This window comes from Streptomyces ovatisporus (assembly GCF_042653885.1).
Taxonomy (GTDB): domain Bacteria; phylum Actinomycetota; class Actinomycetes; order Streptomycetales; family Streptomycetaceae; genus Streptomyces; species Streptomyces ovatisporus.
The window spans coordinates 582,985-601,931 of record NZ_JBHSFH010000004.1 but is presented as its reverse complement, the minus strand read 5'-3'; the positions used below and the strand labels follow the sequence as shown (position 1 = coordinate 601,931).

23 protein-coding genes and 3 tRNA genes are annotated in these 18,947 nt (G+C 69.9%); 7 read left to right on the top strand and 19 right to left on the bottom strand.

The genetic code is table 11. The annotated features are described in order from the left end of the window. Window positions 1-54 precede the first annotated feature (54 nt). The gene (gene rpmB / locus ACFPA8_RS07470) at window positions 55-240 is read left to right on the top strand and encodes a 50S ribosomal protein L28 (RefSeq protein ID WP_386444093.1); all 186 of its coding nucleotides are present in this window, start codon (window positions 55-57) and stop codon (window positions 238-240) included. Between the two features lie 186 nt (window positions 241-426). Here the strand turns inward: rpmB and thiD are convergent, their stop codons facing one another. After that, the gene (gene thiD / locus ACFPA8_RS07465) at window positions 427-1,323 is read right to left on the bottom strand and encodes a bifunctional hydroxymethylpyrimidine kinase/phosphomethylpyrimidine kinase (RefSeq protein WP_386444090.1); all 897 of its coding nucleotides are present in this window, start codon (window positions 1,321-1,323) and stop codon (window positions 427-429) included. A gap of 96 nt (window positions 1,324-1,419) precedes the next feature. Beyond that, complete coding sequence (locus tag ACFPA8_RS07460) at window positions 1,420-2,427, bottom strand: thiamine-phosphate kinase (RefSeq protein WP_386444087.1); 1,008 nt, start codon at window positions 2,425-2,427, stop codon at window positions 1,420-1,422. A gap of 254 nt (window positions 2,428-2,681) precedes the next feature. Here ACFPA8_RS07460 and ACFPA8_RS07455 point away from each other — a divergent pair, with 254 nt between their 5' ends. Both ACFPA8_RS07455 and ACFPA8_RS07450 read left to right on the top strand, forming a co-directional pair. Continuing rightward, a complete protein-coding gene (locus tag ACFPA8_RS07455) occupies window positions 2,682-2,915 on the top strand; it encodes an Lrp/AsnC family transcriptional regulator (protein WP_386444084.1) in 234 nt (77 codons plus the stop codon). Between the two features lie 20 nt (window positions 2,916-2,935). Continuing rightward, entirely contained in the window at window positions 2,936-3,412 is a 477-nt protein-coding gene (locus ACFPA8_RS07450; RefSeq protein WP_386444081.1) for a DUF3515 domain-containing protein, read from the top strand. A 27-nt stretch (window positions 3,413-3,439) separates the two neighbouring features. Here ACFPA8_RS07450 and ACFPA8_RS07445 read toward each other — a convergent pair whose 3' ends face one another. The 3 genes from ACFPA8_RS07445 to ACFPA8_RS07435 form a co-directional block, all read right to left on the bottom strand. Continuing rightward, a complete protein-coding gene (locus tag ACFPA8_RS07445) occupies window positions 3,440-4,576 on the bottom strand; it encodes a D-alanine--D-alanine ligase family protein (protein WP_386444078.1) in 1,137 nt (378 codons plus the stop codon). Window positions 4,577-4,790: 214 nt separating this feature from the next. Then, a complete protein-coding gene (locus tag ACFPA8_RS07440; RefSeq protein ID WP_386444075.1) occupies window positions 4,791-5,792 on the bottom strand; it encodes an NAD(P)H-dependent glycerol-3-phosphate dehydrogenase in 1,002 nt (333 codons plus the stop codon). After that, window positions 5,789-6,694, bottom strand: coding sequence for a lysophospholipid acyltransferase family protein (locus tag ACFPA8_RS07435; protein WP_386444072.1), 906 nt, complete (start codon window positions 6,692-6,694; stop codon window positions 5,789-5,791). The genes ACFPA8_RS07440 and ACFPA8_RS07435 overlap by 4 nt, the downstream gene beginning before the upstream one ends. Window positions 6,695-6,959: 265 nt before the next feature. Here ACFPA8_RS07435 and cofC point away from each other — a divergent pair, with 265 nt between their 5' ends. Both cofC and ACFPA8_RS07425 read left to right on the top strand, forming a co-directional pair. Beyond that, a complete protein-coding gene (cofC, locus tag ACFPA8_RS07430; protein WP_386444069.1) occupies window positions 6,960-7,631 on the top strand; it encodes a 2-phospho-L-lactate guanylyltransferase in 672 nt (223 codons plus the stop codon). A gap of 132 nt (window positions 7,632-7,763) precedes the next feature. Next, complete coding sequence (locus ACFPA8_RS07425; RefSeq protein WP_386444066.1) at window positions 7,764-7,967, top strand: hypothetical protein; 204 nt, start codon at window positions 7,764-7,766, stop codon at window positions 7,965-7,967. Window positions 7,968-8,133: 166 nt separating this feature from the next. Here the strand turns inward: ACFPA8_RS07425 and ACFPA8_RS07420 are convergent, their stop codons facing one another. The 4 genes from ACFPA8_RS07420 to leuC form a co-directional block, all read right to left on the bottom strand. Then, window positions 8,134-8,787: an HU family DNA-binding protein gene (locus ACFPA8_RS07420; RefSeq protein WP_386444063.1), complete on the bottom strand. Its 654-nt coding sequence runs from the start codon at window positions 8,785-8,787 to the stop codon at window positions 8,134-8,136. A gap of 125 nt (window positions 8,788-8,912) precedes the next feature. Then, on the bottom strand, window positions 8,913-9,167 hold the full coding sequence (locus ACFPA8_RS07415; protein ID WP_386444060.1) for an SCO5555 family protein: 255 nt from the start codon (window positions 9,165-9,167) through the stop codon (window positions 8,913-8,915). Between the two features lie 136 nt (window positions 9,168-9,303). Next, window positions 9,304-9,897: a 3-isopropylmalate dehydratase small subunit gene (leuD, locus tag ACFPA8_RS07410; protein WP_386444057.1), complete on the bottom strand. Its 594-nt coding sequence runs from the start codon at window positions 9,895-9,897 to the stop codon at window positions 9,304-9,306. A 15-nt stretch (window positions 9,898-9,912) separates the two neighbouring features. After that, entirely contained in the window at window positions 9,913-11,337 is a 1,425-nt protein-coding gene (gene leuC, locus ACFPA8_RS07405; protein WP_386444054.1) for a 3-isopropylmalate dehydratase large subunit, read from the bottom strand. A 161-nt stretch (window positions 11,338-11,498) separates the two neighbouring features. On the opposite strand from leuC, the gene ndgR reads away from it, so the two are divergent. Then, on the top strand, window positions 11,499-12,218 hold the full coding sequence (gene ndgR, locus ACFPA8_RS07400; protein ID WP_386444051.1) for an IclR family transcriptional regulator NdgR: 720 nt from the start codon (window positions 11,499-11,501) through the stop codon (window positions 12,216-12,218). 55 nt (window positions 12,219-12,273) lie between these two features. Here the strand turns inward: ndgR and ACFPA8_RS07395 are convergent, their stop codons facing one another. The 6 genes from ACFPA8_RS07395 to ACFPA8_RS07370 form a co-directional block, all read right to left on the bottom strand. Further along, entirely contained in the window at window positions 12,274-12,438 is a 165-nt protein-coding gene (locus ACFPA8_RS07395) for a monooxygenase family protein (RefSeq protein ID WP_386444048.1), read from the bottom strand. Between the two features lie 241 nt (window positions 12,439-12,679). Beyond that, window positions 12,680-12,752: transfer RNA gene (locus ACFPA8_RS07390), tRNA-Glu, on the bottom strand. A gap of 31 nt (window positions 12,753-12,783) precedes the next feature. Then, window positions 12,784-12,856: transfer RNA gene (locus ACFPA8_RS07385), tRNA-Glu, on the bottom strand. A 50-nt stretch (window positions 12,857-12,906) separates the two neighbouring features. Continuing rightward, window positions 12,907-12,978 (bottom strand) — tRNA-Gln (locus tag ACFPA8_RS07380). Between the two features lie 177 nt (window positions 12,979-13,155). Beyond that, entirely contained in the window at window positions 13,156-13,374 is a 219-nt protein-coding gene (locus ACFPA8_RS07375) for a DUF397 domain-containing protein (protein ID WP_386444045.1), read from the bottom strand. Next, entirely contained in the window at window positions 13,371-14,186 is an 816-nt protein-coding gene (locus ACFPA8_RS07370) for a helix-turn-helix domain-containing protein (protein ID WP_386444042.1), read from the bottom strand. The genes ACFPA8_RS07375 and ACFPA8_RS07370 overlap by 4 nt, the downstream gene beginning before the upstream one ends. Window positions 14,187-14,305: 119 nt before the next feature. Between ACFPA8_RS07370 and ACFPA8_RS07365 the strand changes: the two genes are divergently transcribed. Beyond that, a complete protein-coding gene (locus ACFPA8_RS07365; protein ID WP_386444039.1) occupies window positions 14,306-14,773 on the top strand; it encodes an ATP-binding protein in 468 nt (155 codons plus the stop codon). 410 nt (window positions 14,774-15,183) lie between these two features. Here the strand turns inward: ACFPA8_RS07365 and gltX are convergent, their stop codons facing one another. From gltX to ACFPA8_RS07345, 4 genes are all read right to left on the bottom strand, one after another. Further along, window positions 15,184-16,689: a glutamate--tRNA ligase gene (gltX, locus tag ACFPA8_RS07360; RefSeq protein ID WP_386444719.1), complete on the bottom strand. Its 1,506-nt coding sequence runs from the start codon at window positions 16,687-16,689 to the stop codon at window positions 15,184-15,186. A 19-nt stretch (window positions 16,690-16,708) separates the two neighbouring features. Then, window positions 16,709-17,491 carry a fumarylacetoacetate hydrolase family protein gene (locus tag ACFPA8_RS07355; protein WP_386444036.1) on the bottom strand — a complete coding sequence of 261 codons (783 nt, stop codon included), beginning with the start codon at window positions 17,489-17,491 and terminating at the stop codon, window positions 16,709-16,711. 165 nt (window positions 17,492-17,656) lie between these two features. Next, the gene (locus ACFPA8_RS07350; protein WP_386444033.1) at window positions 17,657-18,241 is read right to left on the bottom strand and encodes a GTP-binding protein; all 585 of its coding nucleotides are present in this window, start codon (window positions 18,239-18,241) and stop codon (window positions 17,657-17,659) included. Further along, window positions 18,222-18,884 carry a DUF742 domain-containing protein gene (locus ACFPA8_RS07345; protein WP_386444716.1) on the bottom strand — a complete coding sequence of 221 codons (663 nt, stop codon included), beginning with the start codon at window positions 18,882-18,884 and terminating at the stop codon, window positions 18,222-18,224. Before ACFPA8_RS07345 ends, ACFPA8_RS07350 begins: the two co-directional genes overlap by 20 nt. Window positions 18,885-18,947 lie beyond the last annotated feature (63 nt).

The window sequence follows — 18,947 nt, the reverse complement described above, 5'->3', positions numbered from 1 at the left end:
TGCCTGCGACGCTGGGATTTTCCGTACATGCATCTGAAGTCTTTGGAGTGACCCGTGGCTGCCAACTGCGACGTCTGCGGCAAGGGGCCGGGCTTCGGCAACAGCATCTCCCACTCTCACCGCCGCACCCCGCGCCGCTGGAACCCGAACATCCAGCGCGTGCGTGCAGTGATCAACGGGACGCCGAAGCGCCTCAACGCCTGCACCTCGTGCATCAAGGCCGGCAAGGTCTCGCGCTGACGCAGCGCGGCCACCTAGCAGGCTGTTCCCAGAGCCGGTCCGTCGATGTGACGGACCGGCTCTGTGCATGCCGGAAACGGACGCCGGTCTCCGCCCGCACGCCCGTCCCCGCCCGCACGCAGATGTCCGGACCGGCGCCCGAGGCCGTCGGCCGACAGCACCGTGAGGAACGGCTCCCGCCTGTTCTCACCGCTCTCCGCGTGTACGGAGCCGCCACCCGTGGTCCACAGGGCCGAGCCCGCCCCCCAGCGGGAATCCGGCGGCGATCGCTCCTGTGACGTACTCCTTCGCCCCCGCAGCCGCCTCCGGCACGGTCCGTCCGCACGCCAGCAGCGCGGCGAGGGCGCTGGCCAGTGTGCAGCCGGTGCCGTGCGTGTGGCGGTTGTCGTAGCGGGGGGCGCGCAGCCAGTGCTCCTCGGTGCCGTCCGTGAGGAAGTCGACGGCTTCGTCCTGAGGGATGCCGCCGTCCGCGGAGGACGCCTGGGACAGATGTCCTCCTTTGACGAGAGCCCAGCGCGGTCCGCAGGACAGCAGCGCCGCCGCGGCTTCCCGCATCCCGGCCTCGCCGGAGACCCGTACGCCCGTCAACTGCGTGACCTCGTCCAGGTTGGGCGTGACGACCGTCGCCGTGGGCAGCAGCCGGGTACGGACGGATGCCACCGCGTCCTCGGCGAGCAGGGAGTCGCCGTGCTTCGAGACGCCCACCGGATCGACGACCACGGGCACGTCCGTTCCGGCGAGCAGCCCGGCCACCGTCTCGACCAGTTCCGCCGAAGCCAGCATCCCCGTCTTGACTGCCTGCACGCCGATGTCGTCGACGACGCTGCGGTACTGGGCGCGTACGGACTCCGCCGGCAGTTCCCAATAGCCCTGCACGCCGAGGGAGTTCTGGGCGGTGACGGCAGCGACCACACTCATGCCGTGGGTGCCGAGCGCCAGCATCGTCTTCAGGTCCGCCTGGATGCCCGCGCCGCCGCCCGAGTCGGATCCCGCGACCGTCAGCACGCGGGGCGGCGCCGCGGAAGCGGACCGTCCGGACTGGTCCGGCTGCCCTTGCGGGGACGGTTGTGCGGCTGTGTCCATGCGTAGACGGTAGCCCGGTGCACGCGAGGCGCCCGAGCCCGGTTCCGTCCCGCGTACCTCAGCGCTGACGCCGAAGACGCACCGGCGCGGGCACGTTCAGCCCTCTTCCTCGCTGCCGAAGTGGTCCCAGCCGCCTGCCTTCTCCCATGCCGCGCCGTCCACCGTCACCTGCGGCTGAGCTGCCGGAGCGAGCACGTCGCCGATCTTCCGCCAGCGCGCGGGGAGTTTCGCGTCCGGAGGGAACGTGGCCACCAGTGCGTGGTCCTCGCCGCCCGTCAGCACCCAGTGCAGCGGGTCCACGCCGACTGCCTGCCCGATGTCCGACATCTGGGCGGGCACGTCCAGGTCGGCCGAGCGGAGGTCGATGCGGACCTTGCTGGCTTCGGCGATGTGGCCGAGGTCTGCGACGAGACCGTCGCTGACGTCGGTCATCGCGGTGGCGCCGAGCGCCGCGGCTGCGGGCCCCGCGTGGTACGGCGGTTCGGGCCTGCGGTGTGCCTCGACGAAGGCGCGCGGCGAGCGGAAGCCACGGGAGAGCACCGCGTGCCCGGCCGCGGACCAGCCCAGCCAGCCGGTGAAGGCCACGATGTCGCCGGGCCTCGCGCCGGAGCGGGTCACCGGTTCCCTGGTGCGCATGTCCCCGAGAGCGGTGATGGAGACGGTGATCGTCGAGCCGCGCACGACGTCGCCCCCGACGACCGCCGCCGAGGCGACCTGCGCCTCGTCGCGGATGCCGTCCATGAGCTCCATGGGCCAGTTCGCGGGAAGTTCCGCGGGCACGACGAGTCCGAGCAGCAGCGCCGTGGGGAACGCTCCCATCGCTGCGATGTCGGCGAGGTTCTCCGCGGCGGCCTTGCGTCCGACGTCGTACGCGGTGGACCAGTCACGCCTGAAGTGCCGCCCCTCCAGCAGGATGTCGGTCGTCGCGACGACTCTGCGGTCCGGTGCCGCGACCACTGCGGCGTCGTCGCCCGGACCGATACGGACGGCGGGTGTCGTCGTGAGGCGGGACGTCAACTCCCTGATCAGGCCGAACTCTCCGAGCTCTCCGACGGTGCCGGGCGTCCGTGCACGGCCTCCGTGGTAGTCCCCGCTCAGATGCATCGCTCCGCCCCTTCGCCTGTCACCTTCTGCGTGATCCTTCCGTCCCCGCGTACTCCGTCCCCGCCCCCGGTATCGCGCTCTGCGGCGACGACCTCGCCGCCGCTCGGCTCCGCCCGTGCCGGCGCCGTACGGGGACTCCGCGGAAGCGGTCCGCCGTTACCGACAGTGCCGCGGGTCTCCCGCGCGGTAGCGGCGACGCGGTACCGTGGCGTCCCCCTTCCCTCCATGATCCTCGTAGCCGCCCTGGAGGTTCCGTGGTACAGGCGTACATCCTGATCCAGACCGAGGTCGGCAAGGCATCGACCGTCGCCGACTTCATCGCCAAGCTTCCGGGCATCCTGCACGCGGAGGACGTGACGGGTCCGTACGACGTGATCGTGCGTGCACAGGCCGACAGTGTCGACGAGCTCGGGCGCATGGTCGTCGCCAAGATCCAGAAGGTGGACGGCATCACGCGCACGCTGACCTGCCCGATCGTTCATCTGTAGCTCCCCCGTATGCTCGCCCGGTGAACACCTCTCGCTGCCGGGTGCCGTTCGCCGTCGCCGTCGCCGCGCTGGCCGTCGCGGGCTGCTCGGGCGAGGAGGGGCCGGCAGCCCCGAGCCCTTCCGGCAAGGCCGCCGCGACGTGTCGGTCGCTGCACGACCGGCTGCCGGAGCACGTGGACGGGCAGGAGCGGATCACACTCGACCCGGCCTCGAAGTACACCGCGGCGTGGGGCGATCCGGCCATCGAACTGCGCTGTGGAGTGCCGCGCCCCGAGAAGCTCTCGCCCGGCAGTGAACACTACAACCCCACGGCGGAGGCGGTGGAAGTCAACGGCGTCTCCTGGCTGCTGGAGAAGCGCGAAGAGGGCTACCGCTTCACCACCATCGGCCGTGCTGCGAACGTCGAGTTGACGGTCCCCGAAGATCACGCGCCCGAGATCGACGCGCTCCCGGACCTCGCGAAGTCCGTACGCACTTCGGTGCCCGAGCACCACTGACTCCCGGTCACCCGCGGCCCCGGCCTGTCAGCGCAGTCCGGTCTCGCGCCGCAGCGCGGCCTGGATGAGCCGGTCCACCAGTTCGGCATAGCTGACGCCGCTCTTCTGCCACATCCGCGGATACATCGAGATGGGCGTGAAGCCGGGCATCGTGTTGATCTCGTTGATGACGAACTCCCCGTCCTCGGTGCGGAAGAAGTCCGCCCGGACGAGCCCTTCGCAGGAGGCGGCCTCGAAGGCGCACACGGCCAGCTCCTGGACCCTCGCCGTCTCCTCGGGAGTGAGCGGCGCGGGCACGATCCCGGAGGCGGAGTCGATGTACTTCGCCTCGAAGTCGTAGAAGTCGTGGGCGCTCACCGGCGGGATCTCGGCGGGGACGCTCGCCCGCGGACCGTCCTCGAACTCCAGCACGCCGCACTCGATCTCACGCCCGCTGAGCAGCGATTCGACGACCACCTTCGGGTCGTGCCGCTGGGCTTCGGTGATGGCATCGTCCAGTCCCCCGATGTCGTGGACCTTGGTGATGCCCATCGACGAGCCCGCACGCGCCGGCTTCACGAACAGCGGCCAGCCGTGCTCGCCCGCCAGGTCCAGGATCCGCTTGCGTGCCCCTCCGGGGTCCGCCTTCCAGTCCCGGGGACGGATCGTGACGTACGGTCCGACGGGCAGCCCGAAGGTGGCGAAGACCCGCTTCATGTACTCCTTGTCCATGCCGACCGCCGACGCGAGCACTCCCGCACCGACATAGGGCACGCCCGACATCTCCAGCAGCCCCTGCAGCGTGCCGTCTTCGCCGTACGGGCCGTGCAGCACGGGGAAGACGACGTCCACCTCGCCCAGGGCCTTGGGCACCGAACCCGGCTCGTGGTACGTCACCTCGCGGTTGCCCGGTTCGAGCGGCAGGAGCACGCCGCCCGTCGTGGTGTCGGCCAGTTCGGAGACGCTGGGCAGTCTGCGGTTCTCGATGGCCATCCGCTCGGGTTCGTCGGCGGTCAGCGCCCAGCGGCCGTCGGTGGTGATGCCGATGGGCAGCACCTCGTACTTCTCACGGTCGATGGCGGCGAGTACGGCTCCTGCTGTGACGACCGAGATCGCGTGCTCGGAGCTTCGCCCGCCGAACACGACGGCGACACGGGGCTTGCGTGAGGGGCTCTGGCTGCTCATATCGGACCGACTGTACCGTCTGGCCCTTGACCCGTCAGGGTCCCGGGCGCCTGTGGCGCGGCACCGGCCTCCGCCCCGGGCCCGCCGTACGGCCCCTGTACGGGCCGACCGGTGAACGCGCCCGGGGAGGCCGGGAGATCGAGGGGCGGCAGGGGCCGGGGCGCGGTGTGCGCCCGCAGTTGCGGGGTCGCGGTACGACGACCCCGCAAGCGGCTCAGACGCGTTCGGCCTTCGCGCTGCGCGACATCAGTTCCTTGAGGGCGACGAGCGGTGGCTTGCCGTCGTGGACGATGCCGACGACCGTCTCCGTGATCGGCATCTCCACGCCGTGCCGCCGGGCCAGTTCACGTACGGACTCGCACGACTTGACACCTTCCGCTGTCTGACGTGTGACGGCGATCGTCTCCTGGAGAGTCATGCCGCGGCCGAGATTCGTGCCGAAGGTGTGGTTGCGCGAGAGCGGCGAGGAGCAGGTGGCCACCAGGTCCCCCATGCCGGCGAGTCCCGCGAAGGTCCGGGCGTCCGCGCCCATCGCCGACCCGAGCCGCGCGGTCTCGGCGAGACCGCGCGTGATCAGAGAAGCCTTCGCGTTGTCCCCGAGTGCCATTCCGTCGGCGATGCCGACCGCCAGCGCGATCACGTTCTTGACGGCGCCGCCGAGTTCGCAGCCGACGACGTCGGTGTTGGTGTACGGGCGGAAGTACGGGGTGTGGCAGGCGGCCTGCAGGCGCTGGGCCACGCCCTCGTCCGCGCAGGCGACCACTGAGGCCGCGGGCTGCCTCGCAGCGATCTCCCTGGCGAGGTTGGGGCCCGTCAGCACGGCGACGCGCGACGGGTCCACGCCCGCGACCTCTTCGACGACCTCGCTCATCCGCTTGGCCGTGCCGAGTTCGACGCCCTTCATCAGGGAGACCAGCACCGTCTCCGGATGCAGCAGCGGCGTCCATCGCGCGAGGTTGCCGCGCAGTGTCTGCGACGGCACCGCGAGCACAGTGAACTCCGCGCCGTGAGCTGCCTCCGCGGCGTCCGTGGTGGCGGTGACGGCCGCGGGGAGCTCGGTTCCGGGAAGGTAGTCGGGGTTCTCGCGGCGGGTGTTGACCGCTTCGGCCAGTTCGGCCCGTCGCCCCCAGAGCGTCACCTCGCAGCCCGCGTCGGCGAGCACCATCGCGAAGGCGGTGCCCCAGGAACCGGTGCCGAATACGGCGGCTTTCGTCACGCGTTCTCCCCCTCGGCCGCCGGGGGCGCCGCGTCCGGCTGCGCGGACCTGCCGTTCCGGTCCGTCCTGTCCCCTCGGCCGCTCTTCTCGCTCCGGCCGTTCTTGTTCCCGTCCTGTGGCTGCTCTTCGCGCTGCGCGTGCGTCCGTCCGTCGCTCTCCTGCCGGGGAAGCCGCTCGGGGCCGCTCGAGGCTGCCGCCCGGCGGTGGTCGAGACGCTCCGCCGGCGGGGCCTCTCCACGGATGTCGGCCAACTGCGCGGTGATTTCGTCCATGATCCGCTCGGTGACCTCCCGCAGCACCGCGGCGGTCGCCTCCTTGCCGTAGAACTCCGAGAGATCGATGGGCGGTCCGGCCTGCACGATGAGTGTCTTGCGCGGAAAGAACTTGATGTCGCCGCGCTTCGGATAAGGCGGAACGGCGAGATTCGCGCCCCACTGCGCGACGGGAATGACCGGCACCCTCGTCTCCAGCGCGACCCTCGCGGCGCCCGTCTTTCCCTTCATGGGCCACATACGGGGATCCCTGGTGAGCGTGCCCTCCGGGTAGAACGCCACGCACTCGCCCTTGTTGATGGCTTCGACGGCGGCACGGAAGGCCCCTATGGCGTCCTTGGACTCGCGGAAGACCGGGATCTGCCCGGTGCCGCGCATGGCCGCCCCGACGAACCCGCTCCTGAACAGGCCGACCTTCGCAAGAAACCGCGGGACCCGTCCGGTGTTGTACTGGAAGTGTGCATAGGAAAGCGGGTCCAGGGCCGAGTTGTGATTGACGACCGTGATAAATCCGCCGCTTTCCGGAATATGTTCCATTCCGCGCCAGTCCCGCTTGAAGAACAGCACGAGCGGCGGTTTCAGCAAAACCGCGGCAAGGCGGTACCAGAAGCCGATTCTGCGGCGGGACACCCGGACACCATCTCCTCTTGCCTGTTCGAACAGCCACGTGGGTCCCGGCGGCGGCGAGGCAGTGGCCTCCCGCGGAGCGGGCACGGGGCCCTCTGCACTACGGCTGGGCCTGCCCCATCGCGGCGGCGTGGGTTCCCCCAGCGCGCGAGGGGCAAGTCTCACCCCGCACCCCCCACCGTGTCGAGCGCACGGTCTGTCTGCGTCTGTCCCGCAACCGTAGCCCGGGGCCTGCGAAGCCCGGTCGGCGGCAGGTGAGAATGAGGTGATGGAGCCGCATGCGACGCCCCCGGCCTGGACCCTCCTGATGCCGCTGAAGCCGTTGGCGCGCGCCAAGAGCAGGCTCGCCCCGACGGCGGGCGCCTCGGCACGCGCGCAGCTCGCGCTGGCCTTCGCCCAGGACACGGTGAGCGCCGCCCTGGCCTGTACGGCCGTACGCGATGTGGCAGTTGTCACCAACGACGGGCAGGCGGCGGAAGCGCTGGCCGCCCTCGGCGCGCGCATCGTGCCCGACGCCCCCGACGCGGGTCTCAACCCCGCACTGGCACACGGTGCCACCGCCGTGCGCGGAATCCGCCCTGAAGCGGCGCTGGCGGCCCTCAACGCCGATCTGCCCGCCCTGCGGCCCGGCGAGCTCTCGCGCGTGCTGGAGGCCGCGGCACGCACGCCCCGCGCGTTCCTCGCCGACGCCGCAGGTACGGGCACCACGCTGCTGTCCGCCATGCCCGGTCAGCTGCTCGCCCCGCACTTCGGGCTCCGTTCGCGGGCCCGGCACGCCTCTTCGGGGGCGACGGAGCTCTTCGTCAGCGACGCGGTCAGCGTGCGGCAGGACGTCGACACGGAGGCGGACCTGGCGGCTGCCGTGGCCCTCGGCGTGGGCCCGCACACGGCTGAGGCACTGTGCCGCGGAACCGGTCCCTCGCCCGTCAACACTGCGTGAGTGCGCCGGCCTCGGGCCCGTCCGGCACATGGCGCCGTCCGACGCTCGCGGCGGACGCCGCGCGCTTCCCGGCACACCTTCCCGGCCACAGCACCAGACGCGAGGTGTCGGACAGGGCCTAGGCTTCCTGCCATGCAGGCCACCTCGTACACCTTCGATCCCGAGACGCGCAGCGGGAGCGTGCTGCTCGACGACGGCACTCCGCTCCCGTTCGACACCGCCGCATTCGACGCCGGGGGGCTGCGCCTGCTGCGGTCGGGGCAGCGCGTACGCATCGAGGTCGAGGGGTCCGGCGACGAGCGGCGCGTCACCTTCGTGACCTTGCAGACCCTCTGACTCTGTGCTTCACGGCTCCAGCGCCACCGTGACCGGCGCCCTGCCGGATCCCCGGGCGGAGCTGCACGCGAAGTCCGCGAGCGCGGCTCCGGATTGAGTGCCGAAACGCCCGCCGGGCCGGACTCCCCGGCGGGAGTCCGGCCCGGCGCTGCGGGTCTTGTGGTGCTCAGCGCTTGCGCGCGGTGGCCCTTTTGGCGGTGGACTTGCGGGCGGCGGTGCGGCGGCCCGGGGCCTTCCTTGCCGGCGCCTTCTTGGTGGTCGACTTCTTGCCCGTGGCCTTCTTCGCGGTGGACTTCTTGGCCGTCGCCTTCTTCGCCGCCGACTTCTTCGCCGTGGCCTTCTTCGCCGCGGTCTTCTTCGCCGGCGTCCGCTTGGCGGTGGTCTTCGCTGCCGTCTTCTTCGCCGCGCCGCGCTGCGCCGTGGTCTTCTTCGCCGTCGACTTCTTCGCTCCCGCCCGCTTCGCCGCGGCCTTCTTCGTGGAAGTGCCGCCCATCAGGCTGCCCTTGGGGGCCTTCTTCACGGCGACGTCGTTCTTCGGAAGCTTCTTCGCCCCGCTGACCAGTTCCTTGAAACCGGCGCCCGCACGGAAGCGGGGCACCGAGGTCTTCCTCACCCGCACGCGCTCACCGGTCTGCGGGTTCCGGGCGTACCGCGCGGGGCGGTCCACCTTCTCGAAAGAGCCGAACCCGGTGACCGAGACCCGCTCCCCCGCCACCACGGAGCGGACGATCGCGTCCAGCACGACATCCACCGCTTCCGCGGCCTGCTGCCGTCCACCGAGCTTGTCCTGGATTGCTTCGACGAGCTGCGCCTTGTTCACGTCTTCCCCTTCGGAACTATTGCAGGAACGAATGTGTTCAAGCTTTTTCGCACGCTAGGCAGATATATACCGCGAATCAAACATGAAACGGGCGAATCACCCTTGTGCCGCAACGAACTCGCCCTTCATCGAGTTCCGTCAGCGCGCTTGCCTGCCTGTTCCTCGGGGAAGCGTCCCTCGTCGATATCCGTCATGAGGCGGTCCACACGCCGCTCAGCGTCGGCGAGATCGTGCTTCGAGGCCGCGGTGATGACGAGCAGCTTGCGCGTCAGCGCCACCCGTACGCCCTCGGGGACTTGCAGTGTGCGCACCCTTGCGTGCGCCTCTTTCAAGCGGGCGGCGAGCCGGTCGTAGAGATCGAGTTGACCGTCGCGTTCCATGCACCGATTGTGCCATCTGGGGTGAGTTGTCGCATAACGAGTCCCCAACACGTGGAGGCGCCCCCCGCCTTGCGTGCGGGGGGCGCGAGAGGGTTCGTTGTTGTGCCGTGCCACGCGGGCTCCGGTCAGCTCCGGTTCACAACTGCTGCGTGAGGGGCTTGAAGGCGGGACGCCGGGCCTCGTAGGCGGCGATGGAGTCCTCGTCCTTCAGCGTGAGGCTGATGTCGTCGAGCCCTTCGAGCAGTCGCCAACGGGCGTTCTCATCCAGGTCGAAGGCCGCCTCGACGCCCGGTGCGAGCACCTTTCGCGCGACCAGGTCGACTGTCACCTCGACGCTCGGATCCGACTCAGCGAGCTCCCAGAGCGCTTCCACCGTCTGCTGCGGCAGTACGACCGTGAGGAGGCCGTTCTTCAGGGAGTTGCCGCGGAAGATGTCCGCGAAACGCGGAGAGATCACGGCCTTGAAGCCGTAGTTCTGCAGCGCCCAGACGGCGTGCTCACGCGAGGAGCCGGTACCGAAGTCCTCGCCGGCGACGAGGACCGTACCGCCCTTGTGCGCCTCGTCGTTGAGCACGAAATCGGGGTTCTTCCGCCACGCCTCGAAGAGTCCGTCCTCGAATCCGTCCCGCGTGACCTTCTTCAGCCAGTGGGCCGGGATGATCTGGTCGGTGTCGACGTTGCTGCGGCGCAGCGGGACGACGCGTCCCGTGTGGGTCGTGAAGGCTTCCATGGTGATTCGTCCTCCTCAGACGCCGGCGGGTTCGCGTACGCCGGACAGGTCGGCCGGTGAAGCAAGGTGCCCCAGCACCGCCGTGGCGGCGGCGACCTGCGGCGAGACCAGATGCGTACGGCCGCCCTTGCCCTGCCTGCCCTCGAAGTTGCGGTTGGAGGTGGACGCGGCGCGCTCACCGGGCTTGAGCTGGTCAGGGTTCATGCCCAGGCACATCGAACACCCCGCGTGCCGCCATTCGGCCCCGGCCGCGGTGAAGACCTTGTCCAGCCCCTCCGCGACGGCCTGCAGCGCGACGCGTACGGAACCGGGGACGACCAGCATCCGCATGCCGTCGGCGACTTGGCGTCCTTCGAGGACGGCCGCGGCCGAACGCAGGTCCTCGATACGGCCGTTGGTGCAGGAGCCGACGAAGACGGTGTCGACGGGGACCTCGCGCAGCGGCTGCCCCGCGGTCAACCCCATGTATTCCAGGGCCTTCTCGGCGGCGAGCTTCGCCCCCTCGTCCTCGAAGGAGGCCGGGTCCGGGACCGACTCGGACAGCGGCGCGCCCTGACCGGGGTTGGTCCCCCACGTCACGAAGGGCGCCAACTCCGTGGCGTCGATGACGACTTCGTGATCGAAGACCGCGTCGTCGTCGGTGCGCAGCGTCTTCCAGTACTCCACGGCCGCGTCCCAGTCGGCGCCCCGGGGCGCGTGGTCGCGGCCCCGCACGTACTCGAACGTCGTCGCGTCCGGGGCGATCATCCCGGCCCGCGCGCCGGCCTCGATGGACATGTTGCAGATGGTCATCCGCGCTTCCATCGACAGCTTCTCGACGGCCTCGCCGCGGTACTCGATGACGTAGCCCTGGCCGCCGCCGGTGCCGATCTTCGCGATGACCGCCAGGATCAGGTCCTTGGCGGTGACGTCGTCGGGCAGTTCGCCGTCGACCGTGATCGCCATCGTCCTGAACGGCGCCATCGGCAGCGTCTGGGTGGCCAGCACGTGCTCGACCTGGCTGGTGCCGATGCCGAACGCGAGGGCCCCGAAGGCCCCGTGCGTCGAGGTGTGGGAGTCGCCGCAGACGACCGTCATGCCCGGCTGGGTCAGGCCCAGCTGCGGGCCGACGACATGCACGACGCCCTGCTCGTCGTCGCCCAGCGGGTGCAGACGTACGCCGAAGTCCGCGCAGTTCTTGCGCAGCGTCTCCAGCTGCGTGCGCGAGACCGGGTCGGCGATCGGCTTGTCGATGTCGAGGGTCGGGGTGTTGTGGTCCTCGGTGGCGATGGTCAGGTCCGTACGGCGCACCTCACGGCCGTTCTGGCGGAGTCCGTCGAAGGCCTGGGGGCTGGTCACCTCATGCAGCAGATGCAGGTCGATGAAGAGCAGGTCGGGCTCGCCTTCCGCGCGCCTGACGACATGGTCGTCCCAGACCTTCTCCGCGAGTGTCCGTCCCATCGCTTTCCCTCCGGCCGGCCGCGCCGCCGACCACATGTCGAGATCCAGTGGCGCACCGGGTCTGCGGCCCCCCGGAGCCGGTGCGCTTCGCCCATCCAGAGTGGCGGGTGCCGTCGAAAAAGGAACTTGCGTTTCACACTCTGAGACGCGAGTATCGACGCATGGACAACTCTAGCGGCGTCGGCGTTCTCGACAAGGCGGCTCTGGTATTGAGCGCTCTGGAGTCCGGTCCGGCCACCCTCGCCGGGCTGGTCGGAGCCACCGGCCTCGCCCGGCCCACGGCACACAGGCTCGCGGTGGCGCTGGAGCATCACCGCATGGTCGCCCGGGACATACAAGGGCGCTTCATCCTCGGTCCCCGCCTCGGCGAACTCGCCGCCGCAGCAGGCGAGGACCGACTCCTCGCCTCGGCCGGTCCGGTCCTCACGCACCTGCGGGACGTGACGGGCGAGAGCGCGCAGCTCTACCGGCGCCAGGGCGACATGCGGATCTGCGTGGCCGCCGCCGAGCGGCTGTCCGGGCTGCGGGACACCGTCCCGGTCGGCTCGACGCTCCCGATGAAGGCGGGCTCTGCCGCACAGGTCCTCATGGCATGGGAGGAGCCGGAGCGCCTCCACCGCGGACTGCAGGGCGCCCGCTTCACGGCGACGGCGCTCTCAGGCGTACGGCGCCGGGGCTGGGCACAGTCCGTGGGCGAGCGCGAACCGGGAGTGGCCTCCGTGTCCGCACCGGTGCGCGGCCCGTCGAACCGCGTGGTCGCCGCCGTCTCGGTCTCCGGGCCGATCGAGCGTCTGACGCGGCACCCGGGCCGCATGCACGCGCAGGCGATCGTCGACGCGGCGGCGCGGTTGAGCGACGCACTGCGCAGGACGACTGGCTGAGCGGCGCCGCCCTCACGGGCGGGCCCCCGCCTGCCCGTCCCCCGAGCCCCCGCCGTCACCCCTCCACGCCGCCGGACGACATCCGCTCCGCAGCCCGTTCAACGCGCCTGCCCACCGGCTCGGTGCCGCGCGCCGAGCCGAGGCCGTACGGCGGCATGTTCACGTACACCGCCTCGTAACGGCCCGCAGGCACGGCGTACGTCTCGTGCCAGATGCCCACCGCCGCACGCCGTCGCGCGCCCGGCGGTTGTAGCCCTGATCCAGGTCGGACGGTGCGCCTTGTCCGCCGCCGACGCGTACGCGAAGAGCGCCTCCTCGGACGTCCAGTACTGGAGGACGCCGAACTCGCGGAGGCCGAGGAGTCCAACAGGCGGTTCAGCACGGAGGGTTGAGCAGATCGCCTCGGCCGCCGGAGCGCGGAAAAGCCCCCCGGGTTTTCCCGGGGGGCTTTCCTGATCGAGTACCCCCGACCGGATTCGAACCGGCGCTACCGCCTTGAGAGGGCGGCGTGCTAGGCCGCTACACAACGGGGGCCCCAGCCTGGTCCGCAACGAACACGGACCCGTACCCCCGACCGGATTCGAACCGGCGCTACCGCCTTGAGAGGGCGGCGTGCTAGGCCGCTACACAACGGGGGCCTCGATCTTGCCAACTTGCAGCGTATGGAGCTTGCTTCACCAAGATCGCGCTGGGCTACCAGGACTCGAACCTAGACTAACTGAACCAGAATCAGTCGTGCTGCCAATTACACCATAGCCCACCAAAACGCAACCCCCTGTGGGGATTTTGTCCGGGTGACCGCCGTGCGATCGGGCCTCGCGGCTCCGCCTCGTCCGGCGACAGGAAGAACAGTACCTGATCGCGGACCGGGCTCCAAAACGGGTTCCTGTCGGCCGGGGCTCCGGTTTCGGGGGCGGCTGTGGCCTGTGTCACGGGGTCATCGGGACCCGGCTGACCGGGCCCCGGAGCCGCCTGCGGGTCCCCGCTTCAGACCGCCTACGAACGCCTCCCACGAGTCGGGAGCGAGCGCGAGCGCGGGGCCGGTGACCCGCTTGGAATCGCGAACGCGGACAGCGTCCGAAGATGCGGCCACCTCTACGCAGTCGCCGCCGCTCGCATCGCTGTAGCTGCTCTTCCGCCAGGTCGGCTCAGTCATCGATGTCCCGCCAACTGCTCGATCAGCTCAAGGGATTCTCTTGGACGCAGGGCCTGCCGACTGATCATGGCACAGCGGCGGGCATATGAACCCACTTCCCCCGGGTCGGAAACCAGGGTGCTTTTCCCGTTGGCCTCGAAGTAGGCGATCCTCTCGTTCTCCGGTGTCTCGATCAGCTTCAGCGGCCCGAAGAGTCCCGCATGATCGCCGCAACTCGCAGGCATGACCTGGACATTCACATTGGGCGACGCTGCACACGACAGGATGTGCTCGTACTGCCGTTCCATGACCTCCCGGCCTCCCAGCTGCCGTCGAAGGACCGCCTCTTCGAGGATCACGTCGATCACGCATACCGGTTTACGTTCGAGCAGGCCGGCTCGCTCCATGCGCGCTGCTGTCAGCTGCTGAACCTGTTCCTCCTCCAGCGGCGGGAAACCCGTGCGGAGGAGAGCCCTGGCGTAGTCCTCGGTCTGCAGGAGCCCTTCGACTACCTGCGTGCAGAAAGACGTCACACTCAGCGCCTCCTGCTCCAACTGCACGAAGCCCTGGAAGTGTTCGGGATACCGTTCCAGACGCAGGTACTTGCTTGCCGCGCGGAGGACGCCGCCGGCGTCGAGCGCCTTCTCCGCCGCTTCCACGAACTCGTCGGTGGCGGGTTTGGCCCCGGTCTCGACGGCGCTCACCGCCGCGCCCGTGTAACTCATGCGAGCGCCGAGCTCGTTCTGGGACAGCCCTGCCGAACTGCGCAGGAGACGCAGCACTTCGGCGAAGTACCGGCCCGCAGGAGAAGCGGTCTTCTTGCCCTGGGTCATCACGCCACCACCTCAACCGGACTCAACGGTCCTCAACTTCGCGAGGCCGAAGGTCACCGTCCACCGCCGTCGACATGCGATCACTACCGAAAGTAGTCGCGCGGGCCGACTCTGGTCACATGAACTCGGAAAGTGATGAGACGGCCCCCGCGCTCGCGTCCGTCGTCTGGTGGCGGAGGTTCCCGTCCGTTCCCCGTACGGTCGCAGCCGCGCGACACGCCGCCCGTGCCGCACTGACGGATTGGGGCATCGGGGGATGCGGGGCCGCCGACTCGGCGCTGGTCGTATCGGAGTTGGTGACGAACGCCGTACGGCACGGACACGTGCCGGGGCGACTGGTCGAGCTGCGGCTCACGTACGACCTGGAGAAGGCCGTCACGGTGGAGGTCTCGGACGCCGGCGACGGGCGCCCGCACCCGGCTGCCGCTCGTCCGGCGGACATCGTTCTTGCCGAGTCGGGGCGCGGGCTCGCGCTCGTCGCCGCGTTCGCGGATGCGTGGGGCGTAACGGACCGACTGGTCGGCAAGACCATCTGGGCCCGTCTGCTGGTCGGTTCGGAGTCCTCACGTGGGGTCGACGGAGGTTGACTTCAGAGCGCCTTGCAGGCGCGTTCCCCGTTCCCGGCACTCGGTTCGCCGCTGCGGGGTTCGACGTGCGATGCGTATGGTGGGCCGGGGATGCATTGGTTGTGGCTGGGGGTCCACGATGACGAAGGCAGATGCTCCGTACCGCTCGTTACTGAACCATCGGCCGCTTTCGACAGGTCGCGTGGGGTTCGGCGCGTAGACGTCGCGGAGGCATGCACGACGGCGACCGTGTTCAAGCGGGGGAAGGTCGCGTTCCACGGCAGCGTCGGCGAACTGACGGAGGCGGGAGGGTACGACGCCGTTCTCCGGCAGCAACGCCGGGCAGGCTTGCGACTGCCGCCGCCGAGGGAGTGAGGGGCCCGGGAGCGGTGCTCCCGGGCTTTTCCTGGTGCGGTGTCAGTCGGCTCCCGTCACACCGCGCCCAGCTTCGTCAGCGCCGCGTCCACGCGCGCCAACGTCCGCTCGCGGCCGAGGAGTTCGAGGGACTCGAAGAGCGGGAGGCCGACCGTGTGTCCCGTGACGGCGACGCGTACCGGTGCCTGGGCCTTGCCGAGCTTCAGGCCGTGCTCCTCGCCGGCCGCCAGGACCGCCTCCTTGAGCGCCTCGGCCTTCCAGACCGCCTCTGCGAGCTTCGTACGGGCCGAGCGCAGCACGTTCTCCGCGCCCGGCTTCATCGCCTTCGCCCAGGACGCCTCGTCCTCCACCGGCTCGTCCAGGAAGAGGAAGTCGACGTTCGCGGTGATGTCGGAGAGGACCGTGAGGCGGGTCTGGGCGAGCGGGGCCAGCTCCTCGAACGCCGCCCGGTCGAAGGACTCCGGCGGCCACGGCGCGTACGGCGCGCGCAGCCACGGCTCGCAGGCCGAGACGAACTCCGCCGCAGGAAGCTCGCGCAGATGCGTGGCGTTGATGGCCTCGCACTTCTTCAGGTCGAAGCGGGCCGGGTTGGCGTTGACGTCGGTGATGTCGAAGGCGGCGATCATCTCGTCGAGGGTGAAGATGTCGCGGTCCTCGGCGATCGACCAGCCCAGCAGGGAAAGGTAGTTGAGCAGGCCCTGGGGCAGGAAGCCACGCTCGCGGTAGAGGTTGAGCGATGCCTGCGGGTCGCGCTTGGAGAGCTTCTTGTTGCCCTCGCCCATGACGTACGGGAGATGCCCGAAGGCGGGAGTCGAGCCGTTGCCGACGCCGAGCTGTGCGAGGGCACGGTAGAGGGCGATCTGTCGCGGAGTGGAGGAGAGCAGGTCCTCGCCGCGCAGCACGTGCGTGATCTCCATGAGCGCGTCGTCGACGGGGTTCACGAGCGTGTACAGCGGTGCGCCGTTGGCCCGCACGATGCCGTAGTCGGTGACGTTCTCCGGAGCGAACGTCAGCTCGCCGCGCACGAGGTCGGTGAAGGTGATCGGCTCGTCGGGCATGCGGAAGCGCACGATATGGGTGCGTCCCTCCGCCTCGAAGGCGGCGATCTGCTCGGGCGTCAGCTCGCGGCACTTGCCGTCGTAGCCGGAGGGCCGGCCCTCCTTGCGGGCCGCCTCGCGGCGTACCTCCAGCTCGTCGGCCGTGCAGTAGCACGGGTAGGCGAACCCGGCCTCCTGAAGCCTGGCGGCGACGTCGGCGTAGATCTCGGTGCGCTGCGACTGGCGGTACGGGCCGTGCGGGCCGCCGCTGCCGCCGGATGCCTCGTCGAACGGTGCGGGGCCCTCGTCCCAGTCGATGCCGAGCCAGCGCATGGCGTCCAGCAGCTGCTCGTAGGACTCCTCGGAGTCGCGGGCCGCGTCGGTGTCCTCGATACGGAAGACGAGGGTGCCGCCGTGGTGGCGTGCGAACGCCCAGTTGAACAGCGCGGTACGGATGAGCCCGACGTGGGGGTTGCCCGTCGGGGAGGGGCAGAACCGTACGCGGACGTCCTTCGGCTCGGTCATGGACGGAGTCGCGGTCGCGTCAGTCACGCTTGACCACCTTGTTGGTGAGAGTGCCGATGCCTTCGATGGTGACGGCGACCTCGTCGCCGATGTTCAGGGGACCCACGCCCGCCGGGGTGCCGGTCAGGATGACGTCGCCGGGGAGCAGCGTCATGGCCTCCGTGATGTGAACGACCAGGTCCTCGACGGAACGGATCATCTCGCTCGTACGGCCGAGCTGCCGCTGTTCGCCGTTGACGGTGCACATCACGCCGAGGTCCGAGGCGTCCAGTTCGGTCTCGACCCAGGGGCCCAGCGGGCAGGAGGCGTCGAAGCCCTTCGCACGTGCCCACTGCGGCTCCGCGCGCTGGACGTCGCGGGCGGTGATGTCGTTGCCGCAGGTGTAGCCGAGGATGACGTCCTTGACACGTTCCCGGGGGACGTCCTTGCACAACCGGCCGATGACGACGGCCAGTTCGGCCTCGTAGTGCACCTCGGAGGAGAAGGACGGGTATCCGACCGGGTCGTGCGGGCCGCACACGGAGGTGGAGGGCTTGAAGAAGACCACCGGCGTGTCCGGGACCTCGTTGCCCATCTCCTTGACGTGCTCGGCGTAGTTGCGGCCGACGGCGACGATCTTGTTGGGCAGCACGGGCGGCAGCAGCCGCACCTTGTCCATGGGGAGCTTCTGGCCCGAGCGCTCGAACTCTGCGAAGGGGTGGCCCTTGATGATGTCGAGGACGGGGCCGCCTTCGGTCTCCGCGTCCCCTTCCACGACGCCGAAGGCGACGTTTCCGTCGAGGGAGAATCTTGCGATGCGCACGGGTTCGGGTTGCCCTTCAGGTGAGGCGTGGGTGACGACGGTCCAGCGTATGCCACGCGGGCAGGCGGAGACCGCCTCGGGCCCGTCCCCGTGGGGCGTGCGCATGAGGAGAGCCGGACCGCAAGGTCCGGCTCTCGTCGTCCTCCGGTGCTCTCCGGCAGGGCGCTAGCGCAGGCGCGCCATCAGCGCGTGCTCGACCAGCGTGATCAGGGCGCTCTTGGCGTCCGAGCGGTGGCGCGCGTCGGTGGTGATGATCGGGGCGTCCGGGCCGATCTGGAGGGCCTCGCGTACCTCTTCGGGGGTGTACGGCTGGTGGCCGTCGAAGCCGTTCAGCGCGATGACGAAGGGCAGTCCGGAGTTCTCGAAGTAGTCGACCGCGGGGAAGCAGTCCGCCAGGCGGCGGGTGTCGACCAGCACGACGGCACCGATCGCGCCGCGGACCAGGTCGTCCCACATGAACCAGAAACGGTCCTGCCCCGGCGTACCGAACAGGTACAGGATCAGGTCCTGGTCGAGAGTGATACGACCGAAGTCCATGGCCACCGTGGTGGTGGTCTTGTCGGCGGTGTGGGTCAGGTCGTCGATCCCGGCGGAGGCCGAGGTCATCACGGCTTCCGTGCGCAGCGGATTGATCTCCGACACGGCACCCACGAAGGTCGTCTTGCCCACACCGAAGCCACCGGCGACCACGATTTTCGCGGAAGTGGTGGAACGGGCAGCAGCGCCGCCGCTAGAGCTTCCGAAGTCCACTGAGCACCCTTTCGAGCAGTGTCACGTCTGGCTGGCCGTCGGCGTTGGTGTCCTCGCCGCCGGGCTGGTGGATGGCGACGAGTCCGGCCTCGGCCAGGTCGGCGACGAGGATACGGGCGACGCCCAGGGGGATGGAGAGAAGTGCCGAGATCTCAGCTACCGATTTGATCTCGTAGCACAGCCGGCAGATCCGCTGATGCTCCGGCAACTGGCCCTGGAGACGGGCGGGTTCGGCAGAAGTGTGCACCAGCGCCTCGATGGCGAGCTGGTAGCGCGGCCTGGTACGGCCGCCGGTCATCGCGTACGGGCGCACCAGCGGCTGCTGCTCTGTGCGACCGTTGTAACTCCCCGCGTCGGTGCGCGGAGCGGGCTGTACGGGCTGGATGCGGGGCGGCGGGCCCTGGTCGTACTGCCCCCTGCCGTACGACTGGTCGCGGCTGCCGCCGTACAGTCCCTGGTCGAACTGCGGCGGCTCCTGCCGCTGCGGGGGCGGCTGGGGCGGCTGCTGCTGGCGCGGCGGCTGCTGCGGCTCGTCGCGCGACTGGGCACCTACGTGCCTGCTGGGCGTCGAGGGGAAGTTGAACCGCTTCGGGCGCGCGTTCTCATGACCACTGCCGTACGACGACGGGCCGCCTGGGGGCATTGTCACGTTTCCTCCTCCGACTCACGGACGTGCTTGCCACATCATTCCGTCTGCTCCAGCTCC